The following is an 18,775-nucleotide window of genomic DNA, read 5'->3' as shown; positions in this document are numbered from 1 at the left end:
GACCAATCAATTCTCCAAATAGACCCGCAATGCGACCAGCGTATCACGAACAGGACCGTCAGCCAGTCTCGGTATCGTCGCACCCAGTTGGCGCCGCGCCGAAGCATGCAAAGCTGCCAATTCACCCAGTTCGGGATTCGTTCGGCTCCGGCACCCGGTATGTCCTGAAATCTCACGCAACCTCAGTAACCAGCCCGCATAATCTGCAGCACCCCGGTTAAACGGCGGCGCACCGGTACATTCCGTGCCGCCTGACGGCGCTAACGCAAGGCTCAGCATCGTTGTCATGATTTCCTCCAACGCCAAAAGGTCGGCATCAAGCTGATCGGCATCAAGTTGCCCGTTGTAATCGCCATAAACCTCATCGACATAGCAAACAGCAGAACTATAGGTGCGACGGTCGGAACATTCTGTCGTAACCTCCAGCAATTGCTGCGCCCCCGCCATGATCCGGTCCACCAACACCGCCGCCGGTGCAATCTGTTCAATACTCCCCACCCCTGTGCCGGCATAAAGCGCCATATCGGCAAATGCGCCAATCATCACCCGTGATGGCGAATCCGTGCTGAACCGCAAAATCGCACGCCCCGCTTCGTCGCCTATCACGATCCGCTCATCAGCAAATGGATCTCCCCGCTCGCCCCGCGTAACAGGATTATCCAGAACCCGAACCATCGCCCCGCGCGGCCAGTTGATATGGAATTTGTCGGTCAACACCGTGTCCGACGCCTTGGCCGCAACAAGCGCTTGCTTGTGATAAGTGTGCGCATAGGATTCTGCGGCGGCCATAAAAGCCGTTCCTATAACGATACCATCCGCCCCCAACCCCATCGCCGTCACAAGGTCCGCCCCGGACCCCAGCCCCCCAGCCGCCAGCACCGGAACACTGACAGCGTCGACCACAGCTGGCAGCAACTGCGCCAATGGCGTCGTTCCCCGCACATGGCCACCCGCCTCCACACCCTGCGCAATAATCAACCCGCACCCTGCAGCCTCTGCCGCCAGCGCTTCCTCAACCGAACCAACCTGATAGGCAACCATGATGCCGGCTTGCCGCAGCCGGTTAACGACCGCAAGATCCATCTCCCAGAACAGGCACACCACCGGCACCTTCTCGGCGATACAAACCGCTATTTGTCGTTGCAGCAGGCCCGGATCTGTGGCCGCCGGAATAAGATTGACGCCAAAGCGCGAACACCCCTGCGCCCGTAATTCCGAGATCTCATGGGCAATGAGTTCCGGCGGCTCGCGCACCATGCCCAGAAAACCAAACCCGCCCGCATCCGTTACCGCGCCCACGAGTTCCGCCCGTGCGACGCCCCCCATCCCCGCCAGAACAAGCGGCAACTTGCACCCCAGCACTGCGGCTAGCGTTCCCTTTGAAAACTCAATCATGTGCGCGCTCCGGATGCGCAATATAGTCAGCCAGCACCCGTGCATGATTATGCGCCGTGTCCCGCGCCGCATAAATCAGTGTCACAGGGCCCGATTTCGCGGCCGTTCTGATCTCCTCCAGCTCCGCATCGTTCTGCGCAAGTTCGCGGGCATATTTCTGGCGAAACCTGTCCCAGCGTTTGGGATCGTGCCCAAACCATTTCCGAAGCTGCGCACTGGGGGCAATATCTTTCGCCCAGATATCGATATGCGCATCCCCCTTGGCGACACCACGTGGCCACAACCTGTCCACCAGCACCCGAACCCCGTCGTCATCTGCGACAGGTTCGTAAATTCGTTTGATCGCTGGCTTCTTCATTATGCAAACACCTTGGGCCGCGCGCCTATTCAGCACTGTCAGTTGCAACAAGCGTCCAGCCTGGCGACCCTGAGTCCGCCTGGCGCTCAAATGTCCAGATTTCATTGGCCTTCGCCACGCGTTCGGGATCGCCCGCAATCACATTGCCATCCCTGTCCCGCACCGCCGCAACAATTTCCGCAACAAACCGTACATCAATCCACACCCGCCCCTCAGCCAGTCCGGCATTCACCACTTCAGCCGCCTGCCAACCGATAAACGTCAGCGATGCCTGCTCCCCCCGCGCCTGACGTCCCGCAATCACCTCGGCAAACACCCTTTTCACATCGCCCCCCAGCAGACCGGCACAGCCGGAAACGTCGCCAGATGCAAACGCCGTCACAATCGTCTCATAAGCCTGCCGCGCACCGGCCAGAAAACTCTCAAGATTACCGGTGCCAGGCATTGCCCAAATCCGGCTCAATATTGTCGCAAGGCTTTCATTCGCCATCATGCCGGGGGAACTGCCAGCGTCCCCCCGCGATGCAGATGAATCTGTCGGCGTCTGCTCGGCGCTACCGGTCGTATGTGCAGTGAAAAACAAGTTCCAGAAGATCAAAAGTACTGCAAGCGCGACATAGTCCCAAAAAGTGTATTCCATTTCAGCCTCATGCGCTGCCTGAGGAAGCAGGCAGCTATGCATGCTCCTCCTCCTCAAAACGTGGCAATGTGCTGAACTGGTGCACCGGCGGCGGTGACGACAACGTCCATTCCAGTGTTGTCGCCCCCTCGCCCCAGGGATTGTCAGCTGCACGGCGCTTGGCCATGAAGGCTTCTGCAAGAGTGATCAGAAACATCAGCACGCCGGCCGTTGATATATAGGCGCCGATCGATGAAATCAGGTTCCACAGTCCAAAAGCATCAGGATAGTCCACATACCGCCGCGGCATCCCGGCCAGCCCCAGAAAATGCTGCGGGAAAAACACGATATTGACCCCCACAAACATCAACCAGAAATGGATGCGCGCCAGCGTCTCGTTGTAGAGATAGCCGCTCATTTTAGGGAACCAGTAGTAAAAACCGGCAAAGATCGCAAAGGCCGACCCCAGTGACAGCACATAGTGAAAATGCGCGATCACATAATAGGTATCGTGCAACACATGATCGACACCGGCGCTGGCGGCCACCACCCCGGTCACGCCGCCAATCGTGAACAGCATGATGAACCCGAGAGACCATAACATGGGCACCTTGAAGGAAATCGAGCCGCCCCACATCGTCGCGATCCAGGAGAAAACCTTGATCCCGGTGGGCACGGCAATCACCATGGATGCCGCCATGAAATAGCCCTGGACATCCTTGGACATGCCCGAGGTGAACATATGATGGGCCCAAACCAGAAAGCCGATCACCCCGATGGCAACCATCGCATAGACCATCGCCGCATAACCAAAAATCGGCTTGCGTGAGAAGGTCGCCACAACATGGCTGACAATCCCGAAGGCAGGCAGGATCATGATATAGACCTCGGGGTGCCCGAAGAACCAGAACAGGTGCTGGTAGAGCACAGGGTCGCCACCCCCCTGGGGCACGAAAAACGTTGTGCCGAAATTGCGGTCTGTCAGCAGCATGGTCACCGCTCCCGCCAGAACGGGCAGGGAAAACAGCAACATGAACGCCGTCACCAGCATTGCCCAGGCAAACAGCGGCATCCGGTGCAGCGTCATCCCCGGCGCGCGCATGTTGAAAATCGTGGTGATAAAATTGATGGCCCCCAAAATTGATGAGGCACCCGACAAATGGATCGCCAGGATGACAAAATCGACCGCCGGTCCGGGCTGGCCCGCCCCTGAGAAAGGTGGATAAAGGGTCCAGCCGCCGCTATGTCCGTTTGACCCCGAAGGTCCCTCCACAAACAAGGACACCAGAAACAACACAAAAGCCGCGACCAGCAGCCAGAACGAAACATTATTCAGGCGGGGAAACGCCATGTCGGGCGCACCAATCAGTATCGGCACGAACCAATTGCCAAAGCCGCCGATCAATGCCGGCATCAGAACAAAAAAGATCATCACCAGCCCGTGGGCCGACACCACCGCATTATAGAGATCGGTATTGTGAAAAAACTGCACCCCCGGCTGTTGCAGTTCAATGCGCATCAACAGGGAAAGCCCGGTGCCAAACAAACCGGCGACAATTGAAAACACAAGGTAAAGCGTACCAATATCCTTGTGATTGGTTGAAAACACCCAACGCTGCCCAAAGCTCGCCTGACGGTGTGTATCCGATGCCGCACTATCCATTTCATTCTCCGCTCGTTAACGACGCGGAGGCGCGGTTTCACTCAGGCAGCGGTCCAACAAGCTGCCGAGTAAAAGAACGTCTCAGCGTTCGCGCAGACCCTAGGACGAGAATAAAAGTCAGACAAACGAATTTAATTTGGAATTATCAGCAATAATTTTGGTTTTAAATCTCAGTTCTCCCCCGCGGTGGAAAGGGTGCTGATCAAAGGCGACCAGACGGCCGCAAGCAACCGCGTTCGTCTCGGCGGGAAAGACATATTATGCGACGATAAAGCAAGTCGCGCTTTCCCCAGCTTCGTGTACTATGAAAACCCATGAGCCGCCCCCGCCGCCCGCCGCGTCGGACAATAATGATTGTCGCTTGAACCCCGGAGGGCCCGGAATGCGCAAAGACATCCACAATTCCGATGTGCCGAGGCTTTGCGTATCCTGCGAAGCACGTCATCGTGGAATCTGTGGCGCGTTGAATCCGGAAGAACTCGTCACCCTCGCCAGGCACACCAGCAAGGCCCGCCATGAACCCGGTCGGCAGTTGATTGGGGAAACCGACGAAATTTCATCCTACGCCAATGTCATGCGCGGCGTCGTCAAACTGAGCAAAATGCTGGAAGACGGCCGCCAGCAGGTCGTCGGCCTTCAGTTTGCGCCCGATTTCATGGGACGCCCCTTTGCTGAATCCAGCGCAGTTACGGCAGAAGCAGCCTCGGAAGTTGAAACCTGCAGCTTCCCCAAATCGGCGCTTGAAACCCTGATCAGCCAAAACCCGGATCTAGAACACCGTTTGCTGCAGCAAACCCTCAAGGAACTCGATGAGGCACGCGACTGGATGCTGACCCTCGGGCGAAAAACAGCCGCCGAAAAGGTCGCCAGCTTCCTCTATCTCATCGCCACCCATCTCGAACCGGAAGATATCGTCTCAACCAGCTTCACCCTGCCGGTCACAAGGGCCGATATCGCGGACTTTTTGGGCCTGACCATCGAAACAGTTTCACGCCAGATAACCAAGCTGCGCGCAGAGAACGTGATCGAAATCGTCGCCAACCGGCAGGTTACGATTCCCGATCTGAAAAAGCTGCATCACCGCTGCGGTTAACGCGACTGACGCCCCTCCACAGAAATCATCGACCGCCGTGACCCTTCGAATCAAGGCGCCCGAGGGCCTTGCCCAGCAATTCCTGCTCCAGCGCCAGATGCCGGCGCAAGCCGCCGAAAAAGCTGCGTAGCATATAACCACTCGCCTCCGGCCCGTGCAGCGGCGTGCCGCTGCCATAGGAGGCCAGAAGTTCCACCAGTTCTTCAACCAGAAATGCATCCGCCAAATGGTCCTGTCGCAAATGGGCCACCAGCGCCGACGAATCGACTTCAAGAGTGGCCTCGCGCGTCACGAGCGGAAAAACATGCGCCTCTTCAATAGCATGTGCTGATCGAATGACTTCATCAAGCGCCTGGGCGGTAAGCGCACATGTCTGACGATCCACCCGTTCCGGCAATGAATCAGCAATAATCTCAAGCTGATCGCACAATTCCAGCTGTGCGCGTCGTGATCGATCAAAAATCTCCATCAATCCGTTTTGTCGCACCGGCGGACCCCCTCGGCTTTGCGCACCTCTGCAATCTTTATGCGGTCTGCCGACAAAATCATGCGACGCCCCGACATGCTTTGATCTGCATCAATGTTCTGCCGCGCCCCTGCCGCTAACAGTGCAATCTGGCTTGGCGGGGCAACCCCAAGGCCGGTGAAACGGAAAACCAGGTCGGTCCCGGGGGCAACCAATGAAGCATTTAAACGAAACCATCATTCTGGGAACGGGCACGCTATTGTGCCTGCTGGCGGCGGCTTTCGCCCAGGATGCACCCTTCCGCCTGCACGCGCTCGTGCTCACGCTCGTGCTCGGGCTGGCAACGCTCTATACGCTGCGGCAGGTTGAGTTCGCGGGCGGCGCCAAGCCCCGGCCTGACAGCGAATTCTATATGGATGGCCCGATTCGTGCCGGTGTCATTCTCACAGTCTTTTGGGGTGTTGTCGGTTTTCTCGTCGGAGTCATCGTCGCCAGCCAGCTCGCCTGGCCAGACCTGAACATTGAGCCCTGGCTCAATTTCGGCCGCATGCGGCCCCTGCATACCTCCGCCGTTGTTTTCGCCTTTGGCGGCACCGCGCTGATCACCACTTCCATGTATGTCGTCCAGCGCACCTGCCGCGCCCGTCTCTGGGGCGGCAATCTGGCCTGGTATGTTTTCTGGGGCTATCAGCTGTTCATCGTCATGGCCGCCACCGGCTATCTGCTGGGCATCACCCAGAGCCGTGAATATGCCGAGCCGGAATGGTATGTCGATTGGTGGCTGACCATTGTCTGGGTTGCCTATCTCGTCTTGTTCCTCGGCACGCTGGTCAAGCGCAAGGAGCCGCATATCTATGTGGCCAACTGGTTCTACCTTGCCTTCATCGTCACCATTGCCATGCTCCATGTGGTCAACAATCTGGCCGTTCCCGTCTCCTTCCTCGGATCGAAAAGCTACTCGCTGTTCTCCGGCGTTCAGGATGCACTGACCCAGTGGTGGTATGGCCATAACGCCGTTGGCTTCTTCCTCACCGCCGGCTTCCTCGGCATGATGTACTATTTCATGCCCAAACAGGCCGAACGCCCGGTCTATTCCTACCGCCTGTCGATCATCCACTTCTGGTCGCTGATCTTTCTTTACATCTGGGCCGGCCCGCATCACCTGCATTACACAGCCCTGCCCGATTGGGCGCAGACCCTTGGCATGGTCTTCTCCATCATGCTGTGGATGCCCTCATGGGGCGGCATGATCAACGGCCTGATGACGCTGCAAGGCGCATGGGACAAGATCCGCACCGACCCGATCATCCGCATGATGGTCATCGCCGTGGCGTTTTATGGCATGTCGACCTTTGAAGGTCCGATGATGTCGATCAAGGCGGTCAACGGCCTGTCGCATTATACCGACTGGACCATCGGTCACGTGCATTCCGGCGCACTCGGCTGGGTTGGCATGATCACTTTCGGTGCCATCTACTTCCTGGTGCCACGTCTCTGGGGCCGCGAAAAACTCTATTCGCTCCGCATGGTCAACTGGCATTTCTGGTTCGCCACCCTTGGCATCGTCATCTATGCGGCGGTCATGTGGGTTGCCGGCATCACCCAGGGGTTGATGTGGCGCGAATATGATGCGGAAGGCTTCCTTGTCTACTCGTTCGCCGAAACCGTTGCCGCCATGCACCCCTATTATGTGCTGCGCGTCATGGGTGGCCTGCTCTACCTCACCGGCGGCCTGATCATGGCCTGGAACGTCTACCAGACCATTCGCGGCAATGTCCGGGATGAAAAACCAATCGTTGCCCAGGCCACCAGCCTGCAACCGGCAGAATAAGGGAGCGCACAAAATGGGTCTGCTCGACAAACACAAACACATTGAACGCAACGTCACCCTGCTGCTGGTTGGCTCTCTCGTAGTGGTCTCCATTGGCGGCATCGTGGAAATTGCCCCCCTGTTCTATTTCCAGAATACCATCGAAAAGGTGGAGGGCATGCGGCCCTACACCCCGCTGGAACTGGCCGGGCGCAATATCTATGTGCGTGAAGGGTGCTATACCTGCCACTCGCAAATGATCCGGCCGTTTCGCGACGAGGTGGAACGCTACGGCCATTATTCCCTTGCCGCTGAAAGCATGTATGACCACTCCTTCCAGTGGGGCTCCAAGCGCACAGGCCCGGATCTGGCCCGCGTGGGCGACCGCTATTCCAACGATTGGCACGTGGCCCACCTCACCGACCCGCGCTCAGTCGTGCCGGAATCGGTCATGCCGAAATACGGATTTCTGGCCAGTGCCACGCTCGACTTCGCCAATATGGGCGGCCACTTGAAGGCAAATGCCACAGTCGGCGTCCCCTATAGCGATGAGGCTATCGAGAACGCTGTGGCAGATGTCATCGCACAAGCCACCCCCGACGCCGACACATCCGGGCTCGAAGCGCGCTATCCCAATGTCCGCTTTGGCGATTTCGACGGCAATGCCCGCGAAATCACCGAGATGGATGCCCTCGTCGCCTATCTGCAAATGCTCGGCACGCTGGTCGATTTCGAGGCTTATCAGCCCGAAGCCAATTACCGGTAAGGAGAACCGCCATGTCCTATGAATCCTTCCGGCATTTCGCTGACAGCTGGGGCCTTTTGTACATGTTCGCCATTTTCATCGGCGTCGTGCTGTTCCTCCTGCGCCCCGGCGCGCGCGAGCAGGCCAAAAATGCCGCCCAAATCCCATTCAACGAAGAACGCTGAGCCACGAGGAACATCACGATGAGCGATAAAGAAGTCGATGACATCAGCGGCACCGAAACCACCGGTCACGAGTGGGATGGTATCAAGGAACTGAACACCCCCATGCCGCGCTGGTGGCTGTGGACCTTTTACGGCTGCATCATATGGGCCATTGGCTATGCCATCGCCTACCCGGCCATTCCGTTGGTCAACGGCGCAACAAAGGGTCTGCTTGGCTATTCCAGCCGCGCCAATCTCGACGCCGAGCTGGTCGCTGCCAAGGCCGGTCAGGCATCCTATCTGGCCCGGATCGACGCCATGGACGTGGCCGATATCGTCAAGGACGAAGAGCTGGCCCGCTTCGCCCGCGCCGGTGGCAGCTCTGCCTTCAAGGTCTATTGTTCGCAATGCCACGGTTCGGGTGCCTCAGGCGCTGCCGGATATCCCAATCTCAACGATGACGAGTGGATCTGGGGCGGCACACCTGAAGCCATCTACACCACCATCGCCCATGGCGTGCGCTATGACGCGGATTTCGACACCCGTTTCAACGAAATGCCACGCTTTGGTGCCGACCAGATTCTTGAGCGCGACCAGATCAGGGCCATCGCCAATTACGTCGCCGAACTCTCCGGCGGCGAAGCCGACCCCGCTCTGATTGCCGAAGGCGAAACACTGTTCGCGGACAATTGCACCTCCTGCCATGCAGAAGGCGGCGTCGGCGACCCCGAGCTGGGTGGCCCGGCCATCAATAACGGCATCTGGCTCTATGGCGATGGCACGGTCGAAACCATCATCGCCCAGATCAACGAGCCCGAGCATGGCGTCATGCCCGCATGGCGCGAAAAGCTCGGCGATGCCACCGTCAAACAGCTTGCCGTTTACGTTCACGGCCTGGGTGGCGGCCAGTAAAATCTGGCAACCGGCGATCTCCCGTCGCCGGTTGCATTTGATCCAGATTAAGGCCGCCCGCCCGCGAGAATGCGATAAGGGGCGGATCTGATCGCCAGGAAAGAAGCCTTGATGTCAACTGACGCACCACACATCACGCCCAACGCAGTGCACGAATTCGATGTCGATGCGGTCAACAAGGCCGGCACGCGCCAGCCGCTTTATGCCAAGCGGCGCAAAATCTTCCCCAAACGCGCCAGCGGCAATTTCCGCAAGTTCAAATGGCTGGTCATGGCGATCACCCTGACCATCTATTACGTCACCCCCTGGCTGCGCTGGGATCGCGGCCCCTACGCCCCCGATCAATTAGTACTGATCGACCTTGAGAACCGCCGATTCTATTTCGCCTTTATCGAAATCTGGCCGCAGGAGTTCTACTATGTCGCCGGCATGCTGGTCATGGCCGGCATTGGCCTGTTCCTGATCACCTCAACCGTTGGCCGCGCCTGGTGTGGCTATGCCTGCCCGCAAACCGTCTGGGTCGATCTGTTTCTGGTGGTCGAACGCGCCATCGAAGGTGATCGCAATGCCCGCATCAAACTCGATGCTGCCGCATGGACACCGTCCAAACTGTTCAAGCGTGTCTCCAAACACGCCATCTGGCTGCTGATCGGCGTGCTCACCGGCGGTGCCTGGATTTTCTATTTCGCTGATGCGGCAACGCTGGCGCAGGATTTTTTCACCCTCAAGGCCCCGCTCGTCGCCTATGCCACCGTCGCCATCCTCACCGCCACCACTTATACATTCGGCGGCCTCATGCGCGAACAGGTCTGCACCTATATGTGCCCCTGGCCCCGCATCCAGGCGGTCATGCTCGATGAAAACTCTCTCACCGTCACTTACAACGATTGGCGCGGCGAGCCCCGCTCGAAACACGCCAAACGTCTGGCCAGCGAAGGCAAGGTCGCGGGCGATTGCGTCGATTGCAATGCCTGCGTCGCCGTGTGCCCCATGGGTATCGACATTCGCGACGGCCAGCAGCTCGAATGCATCACCTGCGCACTCTGCATCGATGCCTGCGACAATGTCATGGACAAGCTCGGCAAGGAACGCGGCCTGATCTCCTATGCAACGCTCAATGACTACAACACCAATATGGGCATCGCCACCGGCGCTGCCTCGGGCGAGGCCACAATCGATCCCACCCGCGTGCGCGACAGCCGGACCGGCCGTCTGCTCGACAGCTTGCGCCACACCAATTGGCGTTCGGTCATCCGCCCGCGCACTCTGGTCTATTTCTTTGGCTGGGCCGCCATCGGTCTGGCCATGCTCACGGTCCTTGCGCTGCGCAGTCCGCTCGATCTCAACGTGCTGCACGACCGCAATCCCCTTTATGTCCTGCTCTCGGACGGGGGCATCCGTAATGGCTATGACGTCAAGATTCTCAACATGACCCCGCAACCGCGTGAAGTCACCCTGACCATGCAAGGGCTCGATGGTGCCGCCATGTCGCTCGCGGGCAGCACCCAGCTTGCAACAGATCAACTGGTATTCGAGGTCGAACCAGACCGCGTTCTGCCCGTGCGGCTCTATATCCGCGTCCATCCCGACGACCTGAGCGAAGGCCGCACCGAATTTTCCCTGGTCGCCACCAGTGATGATGGCAATGTCCGGGCGGAAGCCCATGTCAATTTCGAGGCCCCCAGATGACCCAAGCGCCCACACTTCCCACCCGCAAGGGCCAGTTCACGGGATGGCACATGCTCGCCGTCATGGTGGCGTTTTTCGGCGTCATCGTTTCGGTCAATTTCTACATGGCCTTTTCCGCCATCAACTCATGGACCGGGCTTGTGGTGGAAAATTCCTATGTCGCCAGCCAGCAATTCAACACCAAACTCGCCAACGCCAAGGCGCAGACAGCAATGGGCTGGCAGGGCGGCCTCGCCTATGAAAACCGCACGCTGGTTTTCACCTTGCACGGCCCCGACAATGCCCCCCTGCCCGTGCAAACCGTCAGCATCGCCCTGAGCCGCCCCATTGGCGTCAGCGGCGACCAGTCTGTTGCGCTCACCGCTGCTGGCGGCGGCACCTATACCGCGCCGCTTGATCTCGATGCCGGTGTCTGGAACGCACAGATCGTTGCAAGCTTCACCGATCAACCGGATTACGAGCACCACGCCCGTCTGGTTATTGGCACACAAAAATGACCTGTTGCGCCCCCGCCATTGAAGCTTCGGCCGAAAGCATATTGGCACCCGAGACAAACGACGACATCCTGCTCGGCGCTTCGCTGGATCTGGGCGAAGGCCATTATCAGCTCGAACTCGCCCTGCCCGACATTCATTGCGCCGCCTGCATCAACACCATCGAAAAGGCGCTGGCCCAATTGCCTATGGTCAACACGGCGCGCGTCAACTTCTCCACCAAGCGCGTGCGCGTTGATTATGTGCCCGCCAAAGGCCACCCCTCAGAGATCACCAGCGCTATTCATGCCCGCGGCTACCGTGCCTTCTTGCTCGATCCTGAAAGCGACAATCAAACCGACACCACCTTGCGCGATCTCGTCCGCGCCCTCGCGGTTGCCGGTTTTGCCGCCGCCAACATCATGCTGTTCTCAGTGTCCATCTGGTCCGGGGCAGAACCAGTCACCCGCGACCTGTTCCACTGGATTTCGGCCCTGATCGCCGTGCCCGCTGTGGCCTATGCCGGCCGGCCCTTTTTCACCTCGGCCTGGCGCGCATTGCGCCATGGTGCGCTCAACATGGATGTGCCGATTTCCCTGGCCGTGCTGCTCGCCCTCGCTCTCAGCCTGTTCGAAACCTATAATCACGGCCAGCATGCCTATTTCGATGCTTCAGTCACCTTGTTGTTCTTCCTTTTGATCGGGCGCACGCTCGATCACATGATGCGCGAAAAGGCCCGCAGCGCCGTGCGTAATCTGGCCCGCCTCGCCCCGCCCCATGCCAATCGCCGCCATGAAGACGGGCGGCATGAAAAGATCGCCCTCAAGGAAATCCTCCCCGGCATGCTGCTCGACATCGCCCCGGGCGACAGATTGCCGGTCGATGCAGAAATCGTCTCCGGCAACAGCGATGTTGATCGCTCACTGGTCAATGGCGAACCGGTGCCCGAACATGCAGGCCCCGGCAGCGCCCTTCTTGCAGGCACCACCAATCTGTCCGGCCCCCTGCTTGTTCGCGCCACCCAGCCTGCCGCCGATTCCTTTCTCGCCCGCATGATCGGCTTGATGGAAGCAGCGGAGGGTTCAAAGGCCGGCTACAAAAATATCGCCGACCGCGCTGCCGCGATCTATGCCCCCACTGTCCACATCCTGGCGCTGGGCACCTTGCTGTTCTGGGGTCTTACAACCGGCAATTGGCACATGGCCATTCTCTATGCCATCGCCGTTCTGATCATCACCTGCCCCTGCGCCCTCGCCCTGGCCGTCCCCATCGTCCACATCGTCGCCTCCGGCCGGCTGTTCGAGCAGAATGTGATGATGCGCGACGGTGCCGCACTCGAACGTCTCGCTCAGGTCAACCGCATCGCTTTTGATAAAACGGGCACCCTGACGGCGGGCAAGCCCCGGCTGAATGGTCAGTTCTTCGGGGCCTCCACCTTCCTGGCACGTGCCGCCAGCCTCGCCGCCATCAGCCGCCACCCTTTCTCAACGGCCATCCACGCGGCGGCACCATCCAGCCAACCGGTGCAGAACGCCCGTGAAATTCCCGGGGCCGGCATTGAAGCCACAGACGATAAAGGCACCTGGCGTCTCGGCAATGCCGGTTTCTGTAACGCCGCCAGTCTGGACGCTCCCGACCACACCAGCACGGTCTGGCTCAGCCTTGATGGTGTGCCTAAAGCTGGCTTTGCCTTCACCGACCCAATCCGTCCCGAAGCCGCAACAACCATTGCCGCCTTGCACCAATTGGGACTCCAAACCACTCTCTTGTCCGGCGACCGCGCCGATCCGGTTGCCCACGCCGCCAAGGCCATCGGCATCACCGATGCGCATCCCAACCTCACACCGGAACAAAAGCTCAAAGCGCTTCAGGCCTTCAGCGATCAGGGCGAAAAAACCGTCATGGTTGGCGATGGCATAAACGATGCGCCAGCTCTCCGCGCCGCCTATACCTCAATGGCCCCCTCAAGCGCCGCCGACATTGGCCGCAACGCTGCCGATTTCGTCTACACCAATGACAATCTCGGCGCTGTGCTTTTTACCATCACTATCGCCCGCCGCGCCGCCGCCATGGTCCGGCAAAATTTCGGCCTCGCCATTTTATATAACTGCATCGCAATCCCCCTCGCGGTCACCGGCCATGTCACACCGCTGGTTGCCGCCATCGCCATGAGTTCGTCCTCGATCATCGTAACCCTCAATGCCTTGCGTCTGCGTTGGGGTGACACGCCGGAAAAGGCAAAAAGTCCCAAAGCGGCCAATACCCGCATTTCGGTGCCGGCATGAGTTCCGTCCTGTTTCTCATTCCCATCGCCCTTTTCCTCGGCGCGCTCGGGCTGGGGGCATTTCTCTGGTCGCTGAAATCCGGCCAGTATGACGATATGGAAGGGGCAGGCTTGAGAATTCTTGACGATGACGAGCCGGAAAAAGCGCCTGCAAAAGCCGACACAAAAATCTGATTTTATTATTTAATCACAATAGGTTGATCCAGAACAAAGAACTAATTCAGGCAACCGAATATTCTCCTGATGTCTGGTTAAACCAGCGCACACAAGGAGAATATCATGATCACCCGACGTAACGCTTTATTGGGTACAGCCACCGCCGCCATTGTCCTTGCTGGAGCTGGTATATTCCCATCCAGCGCGGCACTGGCCAGCGACGTCGATATCGCCACTTTAACCCGTGAAAAGGTCAAACTGGTCGCCCCGCCCTTTGTTCACGAACACACACAGGCCACCAATGAAGGGCCCAAGGTGATCGAGTTCGAAATGATCATCGAGGAAAAACAACTCGTTATCGATGATGACGGCGCGACCATTCAGGCCATGACCTTTAACGGTTCGGTGCCCGGCCCCCTGATGGTGGTCCATGAAGGTGACTTTGTGGAACTGACCCTGATCAACCCGGAAACCAATACCTTGCAGCACAATATCGATTTCCACGCTGCAACAGGTGCCCTGGGTGGCGGCGAACTCACGCTGGTCAATCCCGGGGAGCAGGTCGTCTTGCGTTTCCAGGCCACGCGGCCGGGCACATTCGTTTATCACTGCGCGCCCGGCGGTTCGATGATCCCTTGGCATGTGGTGTCAGGCATGAACGGTGCCATCATGGTGCTGCCGCGCGAGGGCCTGAAGGACGAAAAAGGCAATCCGGTCACCTATGACAAGGTCTATTATGTCGGTGAGCAGGATTTCTACATCCCTCGCGATGCAGACGGAAATTATATCTCCTATGACAGTCCGGGCGAGAACTATGCCGATATGCTCGAGGTCATGCGCACGCTCACCCCGACCCATGAAGTGTTCAACGGCGCGGTCGGTGCCCTGACAGGCGAGAATGCCCTGACATCGAAAGTCGGCGAGACGGTTCTCATCGTCCATTCGCAGGCCAATCGCGACACCCGCCCGCATCTGATCGGCGGGCATGGCGATCTCGTCTGGGAAACCGGCAAATTCAACAACCCGCCGGAAAAGGATCTGGAAACCTGGTTCATCCGCGGCGGCTCGGCAGGCGCGGCGCTCTATACCTTCCTGCAGCCGGGCATCTACGCCTATGTGAACCACAACCTCATTGAGGCTGTTGAACTGGGTGCCACCGCACATTTCGAGGTCGAGGGCGAATGGAACGACACGCTCATGACCCAGGTCTCGGCACCTGCCCCCATCGAATAGGCAATGCCTGACTGATGTGCAACGGCCCGGCCTTTCCCTAAAGGCTGGGCCGTATTCTCAAGCGAGGCAATATCTGTCATGACCGGGCGCGCTCTTTTATCGTTGATTTCCATAGCCTTGCCAGCGAGCATTCTGGCGGGACTATCAGTAGTCATATTCTCCATGACCACATTCTCATCACCCAGTCTTGTGGCAAACACCGATATCCTCATTCCCGAAACCGTCTATATCAGCCCCCGCCATTATGATTATCACCCCACCGGGCTCCGACTATACGATGGCCGGAATATAGCCGCCCCGCCGACGAACCTGCTGTCAGCACGCCTGACCATCATGAAATATCAGGTCAGCACAAATGACTATGCTCTCTGCATTGCGGAAGGCGCTTGTGGGCCGGTCGACAAACGCGCCAACACCTCCCCCAACCGGCCCGTCACCGGCGTCAGCTTTCTGGACGCTACCGCCTATGCCAAATGGTTCAGCGCCAAAACTGGTCAGGTCTGGCGATTGCCAACGGATCAGGAATGGGTTGTGGCCGCCGCCGAACGCTATGTCGGCGTCGAAACCATCGATGACAATCCCGACAATCCGGCGGAACGCTGGCTGGCCGATTATCGCGACGTCAAGGAACGTTCAGCCGACATTGACCCAGCGCCACGCCCCTTGGGCAGTTTTGGCGAAAACACCCACGGCATTGCCGACATGGCCGGCAATGTGTGGGAATGGACCGATACCTGCTACGAACGCCTTTGGGTCGATGCTCAGGGAAATGTCCAGAACCGGCTCGAGAATTGTGGCGTGCATGTCGTGGCAGGCCGTCACACCGCCTATATCAGCGCATTCATAAAGGATGCCCGGTCCGGTGGCTGTTCGGTTGGCGTGCCCCCGGCCAATCTGGGGTTTCGTCTGGTCCGCGCACCCACCGATGGCGGGCCTTTGACCCGGCTCACCCAATGGCTGCAAGGCCAAAGAAGCTGAAGGCTCAATTGATCCGTTTCTGCAACAGCGCCGGGCCATAAACGGCGACAAACAAACCAAACCCCAGAACCCAGAACACCGTCGCAACTTCCAAAAGCATATGGCTCATATCGCCAGCCCACTGGGTTGCAGCCGCAACACGCACCAGCGCGCCCAGAACCACCAGTACATAAATCGCACATGTCCCGAAACCGGCGCGCAATTTCCGCCCGGTATGCCCAAGCGAAGCCCGGGTCATCACCGCCAGCGTCATTACCCCCAGCGCCCCGGCAGCAAAGGCATGTACCGCCGCTGCCGGATAGATAAAATCAGGCAGGAATACCGTCGCGGCAACCAGCAACATCCCGAAGGGCAAAAACGCAAAGGCCACGTGCAACACCAGCACCAGCGGCTCACGCCACGCGCCAAGCCCGGCCCAGCGCGATAATCGCCAGATCTGCATCAAACCCGCCAGCAGCATCACCACGCCGGTCAGCCAGTGCAGCGGCAACACACTCCACAGCGCGAACGCCCCCACCGCAACCAGTATGCTGGCGACATCCCCTCTATTGAACGGCACCGGCAAACGAGACGCCTGGTTACGGGCCAGCCAGTTACGGGTAAAGCTGGGAATAATCCGCCCCCCGACAATCATGATCAGTACAAGCACCGCCGACAGGCCGGCCCGCCACGCAATGTCAGCCTGGCCATAAAGCGCAATCTCCATATGAAATCCCGCATTGGCCAGCACCAGGACCCCAAGCACCAGAACCGTTTTCAGGTTCCGCCAGTTCCGGCCCGCCACAATTTCAATACCGGCAGCCAATGCCAATGCGACGAGAAAGCTCATATCAATCAAGGCAGTCGGCCACACCCCGAGCACCGTCGGCATCAGCATCACCACACGCCCCGCAAGCCACAACACAACCAGCACCGCCAATGGCCAGCCCTGCACCGGCAGCCGCCCCGTCCAGTTGGGAATTGAAGTCAGCAAAAAGCCGCCAATAATGGCGGCTGCAAACCCGAAAATCATTTCATGGATATGCCAGTCGAGATTGGCAAAATTTCCAAAGGAAAACCCGCCGATATAAGCCACCACCCAAAGCAGAACCGAGCACGCGGCCCAGAAGGCGCCCAACAGAAAAAATGGCCGAAACCCATAGCTGAGCAGAGCCGGACCCGACCAGTCTTGCAAACGCGGTATAGGCATAAGCACCACCATCAAGGAGGCCGGGCATCATGATAACGCCCGCACCCCACGATTACATATTGTCTTTACTCGGCACCGACCTGCTCAAAGAGTTCGGCGAAAACCTTCTTGGCCTTGCCCGCTTGCCGCACACCCGCAGCCGCTTCGGCATTCACCGGCTCACCAACCTCAATCAAGGCCACCATACCCATGGCGTAATGCGGCAGACATTTCACACCGTAAACGCCCTCCACATCAAAGGTCACATCAAACTCTTCGTTGATCTTGCTTTTGAATGGCACAGCGCCATCCGGCAGCATGCCCTTGATGGTTTCGGCATTATGGCCCTTGTCGGTCGGGATGAACTTGACCGTATCCCCAGGCGCAATCTTGAGAAAATCCGGTTCGAAAACCATAACACCCTTGGCGCCCTTGTTGAGCATATGCACCTCAAACTCTGCCGCCTGAACAGATGCCGTCAGCAAAAGACCTGTCAGTGTTACAGCGAGAATTTTGCTGGCGATTTTATAGGGTTTCATCAGAAAGCTCCTTGGATATTTTATCCGGCTTCGTGCCGTCGCCAGCTTCTAGGACATCTGGTAGTGTTCAACATTGCGCTAAATCAAACTCGCAGCAGATTGCGGCAAAGAGTAAACCCCATGCACAATATCGATGCCTCTCTCATCGCGGATTTTTCTTTGTTTGAAGGTGTCACGACAGAGCAACTGCACTGGATCGTTGCCAACGCCCATTCGCGTCTGGTGTCTCACGGCCAACCCGTTTTCACGCAAGACGCCGAGGCCACGTCTTTCTTTCTGATACTCGATGGTCATGTCCGGGCTGTGCGCACCACACCCGATGGTGAACAGGTGACCGTGCGCTATTTTGCGATAGGCGATCCGATCGGCATTGCCCAGGCCATCGGCCGGAAAACCTACCCTGCCAGCGCCATCGCCGTGACGGACTGCATCGTCCTGTTCTGGCCCATGGATTTTTGGACTGAACTGGCCGAGAAAATACCAAATTTCAGCATCAATGCCAGTCGCGAAATCGGCGCACGGCTAACAGAAAGCCTCGACCGGATCGTGGAAATGACCACCGAGCAGGTTGAACGCCGCATCGCCCGCGCGCTCCTCCGCCTGACGGACCAGAATGGCCGCAAGACCGATGAGGGCATCCTGATTGATTTTCCGATTTCCCGTCAGGATATCGCTGAGATGACCGGCACCACTTTGCACACGGTCAGCCGCCTGCTCAGCAGCTGGGAAGGCGATCGTCTGGTCAAAAGCGGCCGCCAAAAGGTCACTGTCGTTGATCCGAACCGTCTGTTTCTGCTCGCAGATGGCCGCAAATCTGCCCGGCCTGCGTGAGCACGTCCCGCCGCACGGAAACATCGATGCGCCTGGCCCGTAACGATCAACAAACAACACCCAAAAACTTTTGTAAAAGCATCATATTCGGCATGAACAAGCCGCAACTCAATTATGCATGTTTTGCAGCTCGTGCTAATAAACAAAACTGCTGTTATTGGAATCATTTCAAATACAGGTTTCAGGTACCGGCCATGAC

The 18,775-nt window shown here is 58.3% G+C and carries 19 protein-coding genes; 12 read left to right on the top strand and 7 right to left on the bottom strand.

Annotation, left to right across the window (positions count from 1 at the left end):
* Positions 1 to 6: 6 nt before the first annotated feature.
* From L1P08_RS01435 to ctaD, 4 genes are read right to left on the bottom strand one after another with little or no spacing between them, the layout of a single operon-like run.
* Positions 7 to 1,395, bottom strand: coding sequence for an NAD(P)H-dependent flavin oxidoreductase (locus L1P08_RS01435; RefSeq protein WP_303618239.1), 1,389 nt, complete (start codon positions 1,393 to 1,395; stop codon positions 7 to 9).
* Entirely contained in the window at positions 1,388 to 1,753 is a 366-nt protein-coding gene (locus L1P08_RS01430) for a DUF488 domain-containing protein (protein ID WP_303618238.1), read from the bottom strand. Before L1P08_RS01430 ends, L1P08_RS01435 begins: the two co-directional genes overlap by 8 nt.
* Positions 1,754 to 1,778: 25 nt before the next feature.
* Positions 1,779 to 2,393 (bottom strand): Tim44 domain-containing protein, encoded by a 615-nt coding sequence (locus L1P08_RS01425; protein WP_303618237.1) that lies wholly within the window; start codon positions 2,391 to 2,393, stop codon positions 1,779 to 1,781.
* Between the two features lie 34 nt (positions 2,394 to 2,427).
* Complete coding sequence (gene ctaD, locus L1P08_RS01420; RefSeq protein ID WP_303618236.1) at positions 2,428 to 4,035, bottom strand: cytochrome c oxidase subunit I; 1,608 nt, start codon at positions 4,033 to 4,035, stop codon at positions 2,428 to 2,430.
* A 382-nt stretch (positions 4,036 to 4,417) separates the two neighbouring features.
* Between ctaD and L1P08_RS01415 the strand changes: the two genes are divergently transcribed.
* Entirely contained in the window at positions 4,418 to 5,128 is a 711-nt protein-coding gene (locus L1P08_RS01415; protein WP_303618235.1) for a Crp/Fnr family transcriptional regulator, read from the top strand.
* A gap of 25 nt (positions 5,129 to 5,153) precedes the next feature.
* On the opposite strand, the gene L1P08_RS01410 is transcribed toward L1P08_RS01415, so the two are convergent.
* The gene (locus L1P08_RS01410; protein ID WP_303618234.1) at positions 5,154 to 5,615 is read right to left on the bottom strand and encodes a hemerythrin domain-containing protein; all 462 of its coding nucleotides are present in this window, start codon (positions 5,613 to 5,615) and stop codon (positions 5,154 to 5,156) included.
* A gap of 193 nt (positions 5,616 to 5,808) precedes the next feature.
* Between L1P08_RS01410 and ccoN the strand changes: the two genes are divergently transcribed.
* From ccoN to L1P08_RS01360, 10 genes are all read left to right on the top strand, one after another.
* Complete coding sequence (ccoN, locus tag L1P08_RS01405; protein ID WP_303618233.1) at positions 5,809 to 7,425, top strand: cytochrome-c oxidase, cbb3-type subunit I; 1,617 nt, start codon at positions 5,809 to 5,811, stop codon at positions 7,423 to 7,425.
* A gap of 13 nt (positions 7,426 to 7,438) precedes the next feature.
* On the top strand, positions 7,439 to 8,170 hold the full coding sequence (gene ccoO / locus L1P08_RS01400; RefSeq protein WP_303618232.1) for a cytochrome-c oxidase, cbb3-type subunit II: 732 nt from the start codon (positions 7,439 to 7,441) through the stop codon (positions 8,168 to 8,170).
* An 11-nt stretch (positions 8,171 to 8,181) separates the two neighbouring features.
* On the top strand, positions 8,182 to 8,334 hold the full coding sequence (locus L1P08_RS01395) for a cbb3-type cytochrome c oxidase subunit 3 (protein ID WP_303618231.1): 153 nt from the start codon (positions 8,182 to 8,184) through the stop codon (positions 8,332 to 8,334).
* A gap of 18 nt (positions 8,335 to 8,352) precedes the next feature.
* The gene (gene ccoP / locus L1P08_RS01390) at positions 8,353 to 9,225 is read left to right on the top strand and encodes a cytochrome-c oxidase, cbb3-type subunit III (RefSeq protein ID WP_303618230.1); all 873 of its coding nucleotides are present in this window, start codon (positions 8,353 to 8,355) and stop codon (positions 9,223 to 9,225) included.
* Between the two features lie 111 nt (positions 9,226 to 9,336).
* Complete coding sequence (gene ccoG / locus L1P08_RS01385) at positions 9,337 to 10,914, top strand: cytochrome c oxidase accessory protein CcoG (protein ID WP_303618229.1); 1,578 nt, start codon at positions 9,337 to 9,339, stop codon at positions 10,912 to 10,914.
* Positions 10,911 to 11,411 (top strand): FixH family protein, encoded by a 501-nt coding sequence (locus tag L1P08_RS01380; protein ID WP_303618228.1) that lies wholly within the window; start codon positions 10,911 to 10,913, stop codon positions 11,409 to 11,411. The genes ccoG and L1P08_RS01380 overlap by 4 nt, the downstream gene beginning before the upstream one ends.
* Positions 11,408 to 13,672 carry a heavy metal translocating P-type ATPase gene (locus L1P08_RS01375; protein ID WP_303618227.1) on the top strand — a complete coding sequence of 755 codons (2,265 nt, stop codon included), beginning with the start codon at positions 11,408 to 11,410 and terminating at the stop codon, positions 13,670 to 13,672. The genes L1P08_RS01380 and L1P08_RS01375 overlap by 4 nt, the downstream gene beginning before the upstream one ends.
* On the top strand, positions 13,669 to 13,845 hold the full coding sequence (ccoS, locus tag L1P08_RS01370) for a cbb3-type cytochrome oxidase assembly protein CcoS (protein WP_303618226.1): 177 nt from the start codon (positions 13,669 to 13,671) through the stop codon (positions 13,843 to 13,845). The genes L1P08_RS01375 and ccoS overlap by 4 nt, the downstream gene beginning before the upstream one ends.
* Before the next feature lie 105 nt (positions 13,846 to 13,950).
* Positions 13,951 to 15,060 (top strand): copper-containing nitrite reductase, encoded by a 1,110-nt coding sequence (nirK, locus tag L1P08_RS01365; RefSeq protein ID WP_303618225.1) that lies wholly within the window; start codon positions 13,951 to 13,953, stop codon positions 15,058 to 15,060.
* 78 nt (positions 15,061 to 15,138) lie between these two features.
* A complete protein-coding gene (locus L1P08_RS01360; RefSeq protein ID WP_303618224.1) occupies positions 15,139 to 16,038 on the top strand; it encodes a formylglycine-generating enzyme family protein in 900 nt (299 codons plus the stop codon).
* Between the two features lie 4 nt (positions 16,039 to 16,042).
* Here L1P08_RS01360 and L1P08_RS01355 read toward each other — a convergent pair whose 3' ends face one another.
* Together L1P08_RS01355 and L1P08_RS01350 are read right to left on the bottom strand one after the other, a co-directional pair.
* Positions 16,043 to 17,227 (bottom strand): NnrS family protein, encoded by a 1,185-nt coding sequence (locus L1P08_RS01355; protein WP_303618223.1) that lies wholly within the window; start codon positions 17,225 to 17,227, stop codon positions 16,043 to 16,045.
* A 65-nt stretch (positions 17,228 to 17,292) separates the two neighbouring features.
* Positions 17,293 to 17,745: a pseudoazurin gene (locus L1P08_RS01350; RefSeq protein ID WP_303618222.1), complete on the bottom strand. Its 453-nt coding sequence runs from the start codon at positions 17,743 to 17,745 to the stop codon at positions 17,293 to 17,295.
* Positions 17,746 to 17,865: 120 nt separating this feature from the next.
* Between L1P08_RS01350 and L1P08_RS01345 the strand changes: the two genes are divergently transcribed.
* Positions 17,866 to 18,576, top strand: a complete 711-nt coding sequence (locus L1P08_RS01345; RefSeq protein ID WP_303618221.1) for a Crp/Fnr family transcriptional regulator — start codon at positions 17,866 to 17,868, stop codon at positions 18,574 to 18,576.
* The last annotated feature ends 199 nt before the right edge of the window (positions 18,577 to 18,775 follow it).

It is taken from the genome of Mariluticola halotolerans (assembly GCF_021611515.1).
Taxonomy (GTDB): Bacteria; Pseudomonadota; Alphaproteobacteria; order Rhizobiales; family Devosiaceae; genus Mariluticola; species Mariluticola halotolerans.
The sequence above is the reverse complement of the archived record's forward strand: the minus strand, read 5'-3'. Positions and strand labels throughout refer to the sequence as shown.

What these genes read in the sequence shown, in the direction of transcription:
- L1P08_RS01435 (WP_303618239.1), bottom strand. Translation starts at nt 1,395, where the DNA reads ATGATTGAGTTTTCAAAGGGAACGCTAGCCGCAGTGCTGGGGTGCAAG.
- L1P08_RS01430 (WP_303618238.1), bottom strand. Translation starts at nt 1,753, where the DNA reads ATGAAGAAGCCAGCGATCAAACGAATTTACGAACCTGTCGCAGATGAC.
- L1P08_RS01425 (WP_303618237.1), bottom strand. Translation starts at nt 2,393, where the DNA reads ATGGAATACACTTTTTGGGACTATGTCGCGCTTGCAGTACTTTTGATC.
- ctaD (WP_303618236.1), bottom strand. Translation starts at nt 4,035, where the DNA reads ATGGATAGTGCGGCATCGGATACACACCGTCAGGCGAGCTTTGGGCAG.
- L1P08_RS01415 (WP_303618235.1), top strand. Translation starts at nt 4,418, where the DNA reads ATGCGCAAAGACATCCACAATTCCGATGTGCCGAGGCTTTGCGTATCC.
- ccoN (WP_303618233.1), top strand. Translation starts at nt 5,809, where the DNA reads ATGAAGCATTTAAACGAAACCATCATTCTGGGAACGGGCACGCTATTG.
- ccoO (WP_303618232.1), top strand. Translation starts at nt 7,439, where the DNA reads ATGGGTCTGCTCGACAAACACAAACACATTGAACGCAACGTCACCCTG.
- L1P08_RS01395 (WP_303618231.1), top strand. Translation starts at nt 8,182, where the DNA reads ATGTCCTATGAATCCTTCCGGCATTTCGCTGACAGCTGGGGCCTTTTG.
- ccoP (WP_303618230.1), top strand. Translation starts at nt 8,353, where the DNA reads ATGAGCGATAAAGAAGTCGATGACATCAGCGGCACCGAAACCACCGGT.
- ccoG (WP_303618229.1), top strand. Translation starts at nt 9,337, where the DNA reads ATGTCAACTGACGCACCACACATCACGCCCAACGCAGTGCACGAATTC.
- L1P08_RS01380 (WP_303618228.1), top strand. Translation starts at nt 10,911, where the DNA reads ATGACCCAAGCGCCCACACTTCCCACCCGCAAGGGCCAGTTCACGGGA.
- L1P08_RS01375 (WP_303618227.1), top strand. Translation starts at nt 11,408, where the DNA reads ATGACCTGTTGCGCCCCCGCCATTGAAGCTTCGGCCGAAAGCATATTG.
- ccoS (WP_303618226.1), top strand. Translation starts at nt 13,669, where the DNA reads ATGAGTTCCGTCCTGTTTCTCATTCCCATCGCCCTTTTCCTCGGCGCG.
- nirK (WP_303618225.1), top strand. Translation starts at nt 13,951, where the DNA reads ATGATCACCCGACGTAACGCTTTATTGGGTACAGCCACCGCCGCCATT.
- L1P08_RS01360 (WP_303618224.1), top strand. Translation starts at nt 15,139, where the DNA reads ATGACCGGGCGCGCTCTTTTATCGTTGATTTCCATAGCCTTGCCAGCG.
- L1P08_RS01355 (WP_303618223.1), bottom strand. Translation starts at nt 17,227, where the DNA reads ATGCCTATACCGCGTTTGCAAGACTGGTCGGGTCCGGCTCTGCTCAGC.
- L1P08_RS01350 (WP_303618222.1), bottom strand. Translation starts at nt 17,745, where the DNA reads ATGAAACCCTATAAAATCGCCAGCAAAATTCTCGCTGTAACACTGACA.
- L1P08_RS01345 (WP_303618221.1), top strand. Translation starts at nt 17,866, where the DNA reads ATGCACAATATCGATGCCTCTCTCATCGCGGATTTTTCTTTGTTTGAA.